Origin of the sequence: Clostridium sardiniense, assembly GCF_019753795.1 — a bacterium.
Classification (GTDB): Bacteria; Bacillota; Clostridia; order Clostridiales; family Clostridiaceae; genus Clostridium; species Clostridium sardiniense.
This window is the reverse complement of sequence record NZ_JAIKTU010000001.1, coordinates 195,524-208,526: the sequence shown is the minus strand read 5'-3', so window position 1 is coordinate 208,526 and position 13,003 is coordinate 195,524. Positions and strand designations below refer to the sequence as shown.

The following is a 13,003-nucleotide window of genomic DNA, read 5'->3' as shown; positions in this document are numbered from 1 at the left end:
TTCTGCTCCTTTATTCTAAACTAATCCATCCTTATTTTATTTATATAAAAATTATTTTAATAGTTTATATAGATTATTTTTTACCCTTTACAGTAAATGTATTAATATCTGATTCATTACCTGCTTTATCTATAATAGTTACTCCATAAGTATAAGTCTTTTTGCTATCAGCCGTATTATCTGTAAATTGTGTTCCATTATCTATCCCAAAACGTGCTATAACATTCTTAGCATCATTTCTATCTATATTTTTAACCCTGCCTTCTACTCTATATATTTGATAAAATCTAGTATCACTATTTTTATCTTTCCACCTTAAAGTAACTTTCCCATCCTTATTCTTTCCATTTAAACCATTTACCGCCGAAGTCTTTTCATGATCTAACCAAGGCTTTGCTGGAGTTTTAGCAGAAGTTTTATAATATTCTTGTATTGTCTCTGTAGTTTTCTTGTTAACATCATCTCTATTTACTGTATTCATACTTTCAATTCTATTATCTAAATTAAACCTTGCTCCTATAAGATCATATGAACTCATTAATTTTATATGGTTTCTTCCATCTAGCTTATTATAAGAGAAAAATGCACTACCTTTTACATTATCATATTTCTGATTAAATCTTAACTGTGATGGTATCTCATCAGGATTATCAAAATCTTTTGCTGAGTTTTCTATTATCTTATAATTTGGATGTCCAATATATAATTGTGTTTCTTCTACACCTTCAAACTGCTCATTCCACCAATCAACTAACTCTCCGTAAGGTGCTGCTGGTTGATTAAATTGCCAATATATTTGTGGTATTAAATAATCTACCATTTCTTCCTTAACCCATTTTCTTGTATTTACATAATCGTTTATACTTGCTGTAGATGTAGTAGGTGTATGTGATCCCCCCTCTATTTCTTCAGCATGTCCCCATATTCCAAATGGACTTATACCAAATTGAACACTACTTTTCGTTTTATTATTATGATTTGAGATAGTATCTTTTACTTCTTTTACAAGTAAATTTATATTGTCTTCTCTCCATTTATGGATATCATCAAAACCTCTATTATAATTTTTAAATGTTTCAAAATCAGCATCACTATCTCTCATTGCCATTGTAGTGCTATTTGTATCTACTATAGGTTTTCCATTTTCATCATAGCCTAGTACTTTCTTAAATGTTGTTTTATATGGATAGAAATAATCATCAAAATGCATTGCATCTACATCATAATTATTTAAAACTTCCTCTATTGTGTCTACTATATGATTAAGGACTTCTGGTCTACCTGGATCTAAATATAGCTTATTTGCAAATTCGTATACTAAATCAGGGTTCTTTTTAGCAAAATTCATATCGTCTAATTCTTTTAGCTTATCTTCTTTTCTTCTATAATCGGTAGTTTTATTAGTTACCCTATAAGGATTAAACCATGCATGGAGCTCTAACCCTTCCTTATGTGCTAATTCTATCGCAATCTTTAGTGGATCAAAGCTTAATTTCCCACCTTGAGTTCCATCAATAAATTCTGATGATGGATTTATTGAAGATTGATACCAAGCATCTAACATAGGTCTCACTTGAAAAATCACAGCATTTAGACCTAATTCTTTTACCTTTTTTACTACCTTTGTAAATTCAAATCTAAACTCTTCCTCTTTAGCTATTTTAGGAAAGTCTATATTGCTTACCGTAGATACCCAAGTTGCTCTAAAATCCTCCTTTTTATCCTGAAATTTAGATGGTACTGTAATTTGCTCCCCGTGTAATAGTATAGGTTCATTAGTTCCATACTTGAAAAGTGGTTCTTCTTTAATACTACTTGCAGATGTTATTATAGTCTGTCCTCCCATTAATGCAGCTAATACTGTTGATAATAAAATAAACTTTTTCCTTACCATTAATATTTCCCCCTAATTTTTAAATACTAAATTAGCTTAATTGCTAAATGTTTGGTACCTTATAATATTTTTTATTAATTCTGCTCAGTTTAAATGTAAAAAATTAAATTTTCTTGTAATCCATCCAATATACTGCTTATATCTTTATTAACTATTATTTTAATTTATAAGTTTTCCATAGAAGTAAAAGTGAACTTTTGCCATGGCTTAATATAATCTAATAAGAATATCTCCTCGTCTCTTACTCTTCCAACTACATTTGATTTACCACTGTTTTTCATATCGCTTCTCGCAATTTGAAGCTCTCCAGCATAATGACCATATTCACTACTTTCGATTATTATATCTCCCTTTTTAATGTCTTCCTTTGGATTAAAAACCTTAAAATCATGACCTTTGTATTTTACTCTACTTGCTGTTGATCTTATTAAATTATCTGAGAAATCCCCTCTATTAAAATGTAGTTCTTCAAATAAAATCTTCTTCTCTATTTCTGGTACATTCTCCTCTAATCTAACTTCAAATGTCACCATATCTTTTCTCATATTTCTAAGTTTTAAAAGCTCTGCCTCTGTTGGATAGCAATTTGAAATTATAATATCATCTATGTTTCCCATAGCGATTAAATGTTTTGCTTGTACTTCTATTGGTATATTTCTATGCATCTCTAAAGTTGGTAGCCCATCAGTTACAGGCCATGGTCCAAAACTATCCTTATTCTGACTAGTTATAAATGCAGCTGTTCTTAAACCATATTTATTGAATCTCTCTGTACACTTAACAAAATGATCGAAATTTAATCCACTATATCTATGAGGATAAAAATTATGGCAAGCTATTAAGTTATCTTTATTTGGCATATAGTCCATTATTGTATCTATATAACTTGTATTATTACTCATATTTATTTCAATTTTTAATCCTTCTTTATTAAAAGTCATTAAAGATTCCTCAAGTCCTGTAAATCCCATATCAAGTCTTAATCCATCAGCTTCAATCTCTTTAAAGAAGCTTAAATCTTTATAACTTATGCCAAGCTCATCAAATATCCTAGGGCTTACATCCACTATAACTTCAAAACCTCTATTTTTAGCATAAGTATTTATACCTTTAAACTTTTTAATTATATTCTCTTTACTATCTTTAACCGATAAAAGGCATGAGAAAATTCTGCTAAATCCACATTCCTTTGCCTTATCTATGTATTCATATATTTCTTTTTCTGTACTCTTTTCTTCATATATTGATATTCCAAGTCTTCCCATACTAACATCTCCTCAAATCTTACTTTTATTTACTTATTAAAATATTTGCTATACATTACATAATGACGCTTTTTACAATATATTTTACTTTTATTTATTAATCAGAATGCCCAATGAAGAGATATATATTTTCCTCCATTGAGCATTCCCATAGTCATTATTATATTTACTAGATTATATTTCCTTCTCCAGTTGTCTCTTCAGCTAATAATTTTTTATCATACATTTTTACAAATGGATAGTAGATTATTAGTGAAATTATTATACATATTATATTTAAAACAGAAGCTCTCCAGTCTCCTCCAGTTGCTAGGAATGCTCCTATAGGTCCTGGAAGTGTCCATGGTGCTGTCACTGTAACTTTATTTACGAGATCGAAGCTCATGGCAAACCAAGCTACTATAGCTGAAACCATTGGAGTTATTACGAACGGTATTATAAGTATTGGATTTAATACTATCGGTGCTCCAAATATTACTGGTTCGTTTATGTTAAATATTCCTGGAACTAAAGCTGTTCTTCCAAGGCTCTTACCATACTTTGACTTACATATTGTAGCCATTAATATTACAAGTCCTATTGTAGCTCCTGATCCTCCGACCCATATAAACCATTGATAGAATGGTTCTGCTGCTATTCCTGTTGCTGTTTGTCCTGCTGCTACTGCTGCAGTGTTTTGATCTAAAAGTTGTAACCATAATGGTCTAGCAAGTGATCCTATAATTGATACTCCATGAATACCAAATGACCAGAATAATGTAATTAAGAATACTAATATTAAAACACTTGGTAATGTATCTGATGCTGATACTAATGGATCAACAACCTTTGCTATAAATCCATGCCAATCAAATTTTAAGAAGTATGATACAACACCCATAAATAATATAACTATTGCAGTAGGTGTAAGTGCTTCAAATGATCTTGCAACTGATGGTGGAACTTGTTCTGGCATCTTTATTCTAAAGTTCTTTGTTGTAGTAAACCTCAGAACCTCTACAGCAAATATAGAAACAACTATTCCAACGAACATTCCGCCTCCACCCATGTTACCCATAGGCATTACAAATCCCATACCTTCAACAACTTGAGGAACAATAGTCATCATAAATGCTATTGCAGCTAATATTCCGCCTGTAACTCCATCAAGCTTATATGATTTTGCAAGGCTATACCCTATACCCCAAGTCGCATACATGGTCATAATATACATTGTCATACGATAAGGTAATAAAATTGTACTTGCGTTTTCTTTCAAGTATTGTGTTATTCCCCATGAATCAGGTAATGGTGGAAATGCAATAATTAAGAAGAATGATCCTACAATAATAAGTGGTAGAGTTGCTATGATACCATCACGAATAGCACGTAGATGTCTTTGTTCAGCTAACCTTGCCATTGGCATTGATAGCTTGTTCTCTAAAAAGTCAGTAATTTTCTCTAACATATAATTCCCTCCCCCATTTTAAATAAAAATTATAATTTAAGAGTTTCCTTAACTTGTTCTAAAAGTTTAGGACCTCCAAGTGGGCTATAAGCTTGTGGTTTAATTAATACACATGGAACGTTTGCACTATCTGCATATTCCTTTAAGTAATCAAATCTATGTCTAACTTGTGGTGCAACCATTGCAATATCATATCCATCTTTTACTTCTTCTTCAAACTCTTGAGTACTAACAGCTAAAACTTCCATGTCTAATCCTGCTTTCTCTCCTGCTTTTTTTAGTGCATTTACAGCTATTGCACTTGACATTCCTTGAGAACAAACAAATAATACTTTCATAATAAATCCTCCTAAAATTTTCTTTTAATTAATTTTTTAATATAAATTTTAAATATAATCTTTTAAATATAGGCTCCTAAATACATCCAGAAAAATGCTATTATGCAAAATGCTAATGCAAACCCTCCATATGTCATCCAAAATCCTTTGCAGTACTTCTTATTAGTTTCTATGAAATATCTTGAATAAGCCAGTGTATAACTTGTAATTGTAGCATTTCCAATTACTACTCCTGTTTTGAAATCTATTCCAATAAAACTAAGTATATATGGTACAATAAATGTTGAAATCACTGCACCTAGCATAATCACTAAGCTACTTTTAAAGCTAAAAGTTGGAATCCCATAATCTGTTCTACCATTTGCAAATGCTTTAACTTGAGTAGTTTTTTTACTCTTTACACATTTTGAAACCATACTTTCTGTCTCCTTCCATAAATACTCTTGGACTCATTGTTATCTGACCTAATATCACTTTCTCCTTTGCACCAGTCGCTGATGGAACATTTGAAAAATTGTTATTTAATGTTTCATTTCCTAATACAGCAAATGCTATTGCTTCCTTAGCATCTGATGAAAAGCCTATATCTTCTTGTATTAATACATCAATATCTTCTAACTCTTCTTTTATAAATCTAATTAAAGTCTTATTATGAGCTCCACCACCTGCTATTATTACTCTTTCCAATTTATTATTTGGAATGATAAACTTTTTATAATTATGGGATATTGTTTTTGCAGTAAACATTGTTAATGTGGCTACTATATCCTCACCCTTTAAATTGCTATATTTAGATATGATTTTTTCAACAAATCTTTGTCCAAAATCTTCTCTTCCTGTTGTTTTTGGTGGTTTTTCATTAATATATTTGATACTCATAAGTTCATCTAACATTTCATTATTAACTATTCCTTTCGATGCTATCTCTCCATCTTTATCATAAGGAATACCAAATAGTATATTGCAAGCTTCATCAATAGCCATATTTCCAGGACCTGTATCAAAGGCAAAGATATCATCTATACAATTACTTGCTGGTAGAAATGTTACATTCCCTATTCCACCTATATTTTGAAGGGCTACTCCTTTTCCTTTTTCGCTATACAAAATATACTCTGTATATGGAACAAGTGGAGCCCCTTCTCCATGAGCTGCCATATCCATAACCCTAAAATTAGATACTACAAGTGTGCCTGTTCTATATGCAATTACACTTGCTTCTCCTATCTGCAAAGTAGATTTAACTAAATCACATTTGTTTCTAGGAATATGGTATATAGTTTGCCCATGAGATGCTACATAATCTAATTTACTTATATCAATATTAGCCTTATTACAAATATTGATTACAGCATCAGCAAATAGCTCTCCAAGCTTAAAATTCAAACTACAGATTAAATCTACTGATGATTTATCCTCTAAACAAGCTCTCTTTATTTCACTCTTTATTTCATCTGGAATTTTGTAAGTTTCAAATTCCACTAGATTAACTTCCGTATTTAATCCACACCCTTTAATCTCAACTAATGCAGCATCTATGCCATCTAATGATGTACCTGACATCAATCCTACAGCTAACATTTTTTATTTCCCATCAACCTTTTTATGAAGTTTTATCATACCTTCTATTAAAGTCTTTGATTCTATAGCTGCCATTAGATGGTCTTGTGCATGTACCATAAGTAATGATACTTCTGTTTTTCTTCCTGCTGCTTCTTCTTGAATTAATTTTGTTTGGACTGAGTGAACGTTTAATAATGCATTATCAGCTTCTTTTAAAAGCTCATCTGCTTTTTCATATTCTCCTTCTTGTGCGGCACTTAAAGCTTCATAGGCTAACCCCTTTGCTTCTCCTGCATTACCTATTATCTCAAAAATTATTTCTTCCATATTTAAATTACTCATAAATCTTTCCTCCTATTTTAATCTTTCTAATGCTTGTGATATTCTGCCTTCGCTTTCTTCTAGCGCCTTAATTGCATCTTCAACTTCTAACCCTGAAAGAATCATAAAAATCGCCAGTTTAACGTTTTCAGAAGATTTGTAGAAAAATTCTTCTGCAGTTTCTCTCTCACATCCTGTAGATTCCATTATTATTACTTTAGCTCTCTCAACTAATTTCTTATTTGTAGGCTTTAAGTCTATCATTAAATTTTCATATACCTTACCATACTTTATCATAACTCCAGTTGAAATCATGTTTAAAATCATCTTCTGCGCAGTTCCAGCTTTCATTCTAGTAGATCCAGTAACAACTTCTGCACCTGGGATAACTTCTATTGATATATCTGAATACTTAGAAACTTCCCCATTATTAACGCAACATATGGAAACAGACTTTGCACCAATTTCTCTTGCATATTCAAGTCCACCTATTACATATGGAGTTCTCCCAGATGCTGCAATTCCAACTAAAGCATCATTTTCATTAAACCCTATAGATTTTAAATCCTCTACTGCAAGCTCTTTGGAATCTTCTGCACCTTCTTTAGCTTTAAACATAGCACCTTCTCCACCTGCAATTATTCCTCTTACTAAATCAAAACTAACTCCATAAGTTGGTGGACACTCTGATGCATCTAACACGCCAAGTCTACCTGAAGTTCCAGCCCCTATGTAAATTAATCTCCCGCTTCTTTTGATCTGTCCATATATTAAATCAATAGCATTAGCTATATCTTGTAATACTTCTTCAACTGCAAGTGCAACTTTCTTATCTTCGTCATTTATCAATTTCACAATTTCTCTTGTTGAGAGCTTGTCTATATTTTTACTATTACAATTTCTTTTTTCCGTATCTAATCTTTTTAAATTCACCTGCATCTTTCTCCCTCATCTCCCTTTTGTTTGAAATAAAATTTCAACATTTCTATATTTTAAAAAGAAATTTAATTTCATCTTTATTATATCATGCTATATTTTATTTGCAATAGTTTTCATAAATAAAATTTCAATTATTTTAATTATATTTCGAAATTTTATTTTACACAGTATCTATCCTTAATTTTATTCTTATAAATTTTCTTACATCTACTTATTCCTAAGCAGTAATATATATTATCGTTCCTAAATTTATTCAAAATAAAAAGAGTAGTTAAAAAACTACTCTAAAAAATCTATAATATACTATGCTGTTAATGAATCACCTTTTATTCCCTCATTATTTTCAGCATCTTCAGTACCTTTATCTTCAACATTATTATCTTGTATATCATCATTTTTGTATTCATATATAATACCTATTAATTTACCACTTATAAGCACAGCTACAATAGAAAACATAACTTGTATAAGGTCTAGATAAACTAAAGATATTATAAGAATTATTGCATCACTTAATAAATAAACATGATTTACTTTAAGGGGTGTAAATTTATTACCTAAAAGTGCAATAACATCATCTCCACCTGACGCTCCTCCTCCACGAAGTACTAGTCCAGCTCCAATTCCTACAAATATTCCTGCAAATATACTCGCAAATAACATATGCTCGTTTAAATTTGGTACAACAAAACCTATTCTTTCAAATATACCATATGAAGTTGAGAAACATACTGTTGCAAATATTGAACATAATAAGAATCTCTTCCCAAAAAATCTTGCACCAAGTGCAAATAATGAGAAATCAATTATAAGATTTGTTATTGATGGTGAAATATCAAAGACATTTTTCACTAAGAGTATTAATCCTAATACTCCTCCCTCTGTTACACCATTTTGATAATTAAAATTATAGCTTCCAAAAGCTAAGATACCTGAGCCAATTATTACTAATAATACGCTTCTCAGGTTCTTTCTCGTCGAACACAAAATATCACTCTCCTAAATTCTTTGTTTGATATAAATTGTTTAAATCATTAACACCCTTATTAAAATTATATTATTATATTCAATTAATATCAAACCTGCCTATTTAGGTCTATTAGTACTATTTTAATGCAATACGCATTAAATTGAATCCATCTCTTCCGTCATCACACTTCCTATTATCTCGTATGATTTACTCTTAGTTCCTTATATTTTTAAATATATTAATATACCCAACTATCTTCTAATATAACTTTGTTTATATTCTATAAATAGAAATGACTTTGTTTTAAAATAATATGTAATTACGGCTAAATTAAAGGATGTCCTATGAACACCCTTTAATCTCGTAATATTTTAATATTATTCGATTGTCTTATATGCATTAAAACTAAAATCAGAAAAGTAATAATTACTATAGTTTAAATTACTAAAACCTTATACCTGAAAGTTCCGATGGATTTATTACTATAATATCATTTGATTCTATTCCAATTTCTTTACATATCAGATCAATTAATTTTTCCTTGGTTAATTCACAATATGCATAATAACTGTTTTGACCATGTTTTGACCATTGTATACCCTTTTTTAATTCTTCATAACCATTAATATCAATACCTTCATTCTTAAATTTAACAATGTAACACACTACAAATGCATCCTTAGAAAAAATTTTCAAATAATCTTTTACTGACATATAACTCCTCCTTTTTATGATATAATACCTTACTACTATTCGTTAATCTATATATTTAATTATACACAAATGAGAGAGAAATATAAGCATTTTTTCCTATTTATGTATATATTAATTTCCTTTTTGAAACTCTTCCCTAAAGTAATTGAATGTATAAAATTCTCATGAATAAAAAGTTTTTATAATTATTTCTTTCTATCGATAATGCATTAAGTATAAAGAAAACTTAACTTATCTATCACTATTGACTTAAAGTTGTCCATTAATATATAATTATAAGAAATGATTACAATTATATATTTCATTGCTATGATTAGAAGTAGTACTATAACCTTGTAATTTTAGAGAGCTGTTGTTTGGTGCAAAACAGCATTGCAAATATAGGAACTTGTCTATGAGCTTACTTGATGATAAGTCAAGTACGGTTTAACCGTTAAATTATTGAGTGAGGAAGTTTTATTATATTATAAAATTTTCTAACAAGAGTGGTAACGCGGAAGTATCCTTTCGTCTCTTATATTTTAAGAGATGAGAGGTTTTTTTTATTCTCAAAATATACTTAACTTATATAGATTAATACTATTTTTATTCTATATTTACAGTCTTATTCTTATATAAATAAGTACTATTTTCACCTTACCCAAAACCCTAAAACTTTATAAAGAATCCTAATGGATTATTTATAAAGTATCTTAATGAATTAAAGGTAAGTTAAAAGATTATAATATATACTTTCACTCATCTACATAATTAAATTGTAATTTTACAAATGTAATTTATATTAAATAATAATTCTACTTTAGATTATTATTTTTGAAATATTAAGGAGGCACAAACTATGGGAAACTATGGAACTGCTATTGATAAGAAATGGCAAGACAAATGGGAAAAAGAAGAATTATATAAATTCGATCCTACAAACTTAGATAAAAAACTTTATGTATTAGAAATGTTCTCTTATCCATCAGGAAGTCAGCTACATGCTGGTCACTGGTTCAACTACGGACCAGTAGATACTTGGGCTAGATTTAAGAGAATGAATGGATATAATGTATTCCAACCAATGGGATTTGATGCTTTTGGATTACCTGCTGAAAACTTTGCTATAAAGACTGGTATCCACCCACAAGATTCAACTGATAAAAATATTGTAACTATGGAAGCTCAACTTAAAGCAATGGGTGCTATGTTTAACTGGGAAAATGAAGTTGTAACATGTAGACCTGATTACTATAAATGGACTCAATGGTTATTCTTAGAATTATACAAAAAAGGATTAGCTTACAGAAAGCAAGCTCCTGTTAACTGGTGTCCATCATGTAACACTGTTTTAGCTAATGAGCAAGTTGTTGATGGATTATGTGAAAGATGTGATACAGAAGTAACTAAGAAAGACTTAACTCAATGGTTCTTAAAAATCACTGATTACGCTGATGAATTACTTGAAAAGTTAGATGGACTTAACTGGCCAGAAAAAACTGTATCAATGCAAAAACACTGGATTGGTAAGTCAACTGGTGCTGAGGTTACATTCAAGATTAAAGATCATGATTTAACATTTGATGTATTCACAACAAGAGTTGATACTTTATGTGGAGTTTCATATGTTGTTTTAGCTCCTGAAAATAAATTAGTTGATAAAATAGTAACTCCAGAAAATAAAGATGCAGTTGAAGCTTATAAAGAAGAAACTGCTAAGCAATCAGAAATAGAAAGACAATCAATTTCTAAAGAAAAGACAGGAGTATTTACTGGTGCTTATGCTATAAACCCTATAAACGGAAAAGAAGTTCCTATCTGGGTTGGAGACTATGTTCTTGCTAGCTATGGAACTGGTGCTGTAATGGCAGTTCCTGCTCATGATGAAAGAGACTTTGCTTTTGCTACAAAGTTCAATCTTCCAATAAACAGAGTTATAGCTGCTAAAGATGGATCAGAAACTGAACTTCCATACTGCGAACATGGAGTATTAGTTAATTCTGGAGAATTTGATGGATTAACTACAAAAGAAGCTAAAATTAAAATCGTTGAAAAATTAGCAGAAACTAATGAAGGTAGCCAAAAGGTTAACTATAGATTAAGAGACTGGCTTGTATCAAGACAAAGATACTGGGGAGCTCCAATTCCAATGATATATTGTGAAAAATGTGGAACTGTACCAGTACCTGAAAAAGATCTTCCAGTTAAATTACCATATGATGTTGAATTTACACCAGATGGTAAGTCACCACTAGCTAAGTGCGAAGAGTTCGTTAACACAACTTGCCCATGCTGCAACGGAAAAGCTAAGAGAGAAGTTGATACTTTAGATACATTTGTTTGTTCATCATGGTACTACTTAAGATATCCAGATAACAAAAATACTGAAGCTCCATTTAATAAGAAACTTATAGATAAGATGCTTCCAGTTGATATGTATGTTGGTGGACCTGAGCATGCTTGTATGCACCTTTTATATGCAAGATTCATAACTAAAGCTCTTAGAGATATGGGATACCTAAACTTTGATGAACCATTTACTTCATTAGTTCACCAAGGATTAATCTTAGGACCAGATGGACTTAAAATGAGTAAATCAAAGGGAAATACTATATCACCAGATGACTACATTAAAGAATATGGTGCTGACGTATTTAGAATGTACTTAATGTTTGGATTTGCTTACACTGAAGGTGGAACTTGGAGTGATGATGGAATTAAATCTGTTGGTAGATTCGTAGATAGAATTGAAAGAAATCTTGAAACTGCAAGAGAAGCTATTAATTCAGGAAATTCAAAGACTACTATAGATAAGGCTGAAAAGGAACTTAACTTCTGGCTTAACACTGCAATTAAGGGTGTTACTGAAGATGGCGAAAAGATGCAATTTAATACTGCAATAGCAAGAATGATGGAATTTGTAAATGCACTATCAAAGTATAACAAAGAAGAAGTTGTAAATGCTTCATTCTTAAAAGAAGTTTGCGAAAGCTTTATAAAAATCCTTGCACCATTTGCACCACACTTTGCAGAAGAACAATGGAGCCTATTTGGAAATACTACTTCAGTATTTAATGAATCATGGCCAATGTTTGATTCTAAGGCTTTAGTTAAAGATGAAGTTGAAATAGCTATCCAAGTTAATGGTAAAATCAAATCTAAGATAAACGTAGCTTCTGATCTTGATGAAGAAGGTATAAAAGCTGCTGCTTTAGCTGATGAAAATATAGTTAAGAATACTGAAGGTAAGAATATCGTTAAGGTTATTGTTATCAAAGGAAGACTTGTTAATATAGTTGTAAAATAATATTACATTATTAATTAGTTTATAAATATATAAAGGAACTTTGCAAGGTTTTGCAAAGTTCCTTTTATATTTCCTAATTATTATTTTATAAATCCTTAAATTCATGCTTAAAATAACCATAATTAAAGTATAAAAGTAATATTATTAATTTATAAAGTATACTAATAAATTAAATCTCGACAGCATATATTGTTAATTGTCAATTCTCAAATTAGAAGTATAAATTACTGTTTTATATACATTAATATTATTTCTAATTACTTAAT

The 13,003-nt window shown here is 30.1% G+C and carries 11 protein-coding genes and 1 other annotated feature; of the genes, 1 reads left to right on the top strand and 10 read right to left on the bottom strand.

Annotation, left to right across the window (positions count from 1 at the left end; all coding sequences use genetic code 11):
* Positions 1–73: 73 nt before the first annotated feature.
* From K5V21_RS00855 to K5V21_RS00810, 10 genes are all read right to left on the bottom strand, one after another.
* Positions 74–1,894: a glycoside hydrolase family 10 protein gene (locus tag K5V21_RS00855; RefSeq protein WP_221858352.1), complete on the bottom strand. Its 1,821-nt coding sequence runs from the start codon at positions 1,892–1,894 to the stop codon at positions 74–76.
* A gap of 164 nt (positions 1,895–2,058) precedes the next feature.
* Entirely contained in the window at positions 2,059–3,159 is a 1,101-nt protein-coding gene (locus tag K5V21_RS00850) for a DUF871 domain-containing protein (RefSeq protein WP_221858351.1), read from the bottom strand.
* 169 nt (positions 3,160–3,328) lie between these two features.
* On the bottom strand, positions 3,329–4,606 hold the full coding sequence (locus K5V21_RS00845) for a PTS sugar transporter subunit IIC (RefSeq protein ID WP_204593237.1): 1,278 nt from the start codon (positions 4,604–4,606) through the stop codon (positions 3,329–3,331).
* A 29-nt stretch (positions 4,607–4,635) separates the two neighbouring features.
* A complete protein-coding gene (locus K5V21_RS00840) occupies positions 4,636–4,944 on the bottom strand; it encodes a PTS sugar transporter subunit IIB (RefSeq protein WP_221858350.1) in 309 nt (102 codons plus the stop codon).
* 62 nt (positions 4,945–5,006) lie between these two features.
* On the bottom strand, positions 5,007–5,360 hold the full coding sequence (locus K5V21_RS00835; RefSeq protein ID WP_204593235.1) for a hypothetical protein: 354 nt from the start codon (positions 5,358–5,360) through the stop codon (positions 5,007–5,009).
* Complete coding sequence (gene anmK, locus K5V21_RS00830) at positions 5,335–6,525, bottom strand: anhydro-N-acetylmuramic acid kinase AnmK (protein WP_221858349.1); 1,191 nt, start codon at positions 6,523–6,525, stop codon at positions 5,335–5,337. Before anmK ends, K5V21_RS00835 begins: the two co-directional genes overlap by 26 nt.
* A gap of 3 nt (positions 6,526–6,528) precedes the next feature.
* Positions 6,529–6,849 carry a PTS lactose/cellobiose transporter subunit IIA gene (locus K5V21_RS00825; protein ID WP_204593233.1) on the bottom strand — a complete coding sequence of 107 codons (321 nt, stop codon included), beginning with the start codon at positions 6,847–6,849 and terminating at the stop codon, positions 6,529–6,531.
* 12 nt (positions 6,850–6,861) lie between these two features.
* A complete protein-coding gene (gene murQ, locus K5V21_RS00820; protein ID WP_204593232.1) occupies positions 6,862–7,767 on the bottom strand; it encodes an N-acetylmuramic acid 6-phosphate etherase in 906 nt (301 codons plus the stop codon).
* A gap of 303 nt (positions 7,768–8,070) precedes the next feature.
* Complete coding sequence (locus tag K5V21_RS00815) at positions 8,071–8,754, bottom strand: YitT family protein (protein WP_221858347.1); 684 nt, start codon at positions 8,752–8,754, stop codon at positions 8,071–8,073.
* 427 nt (positions 8,755–9,181) lie between these two features.
* Positions 9,182–9,451, bottom strand: coding sequence for a hypothetical protein (locus K5V21_RS00810; RefSeq protein ID WP_221858345.1), 270 nt, complete (start codon positions 9,449–9,451; stop codon positions 9,182–9,184).
* Between the two features lie 300 nt (positions 9,452–9,751).
* Positions 9,752–9,969, top strand: a binding site (T-box leader).
* A 320-nt stretch (positions 9,970–10,289) separates the two neighbouring features.
* Here K5V21_RS00810 and leuS point away from each other — a divergent pair.
* Complete coding sequence (leuS, locus tag K5V21_RS00805) at positions 10,290–12,737, top strand: leucine--tRNA ligase (RefSeq protein ID WP_221858344.1); 2,448 nt, start codon at positions 10,290–10,292, stop codon at positions 12,735–12,737.
* Positions 12,738–13,003: the final 266 nt, after the last annotated feature.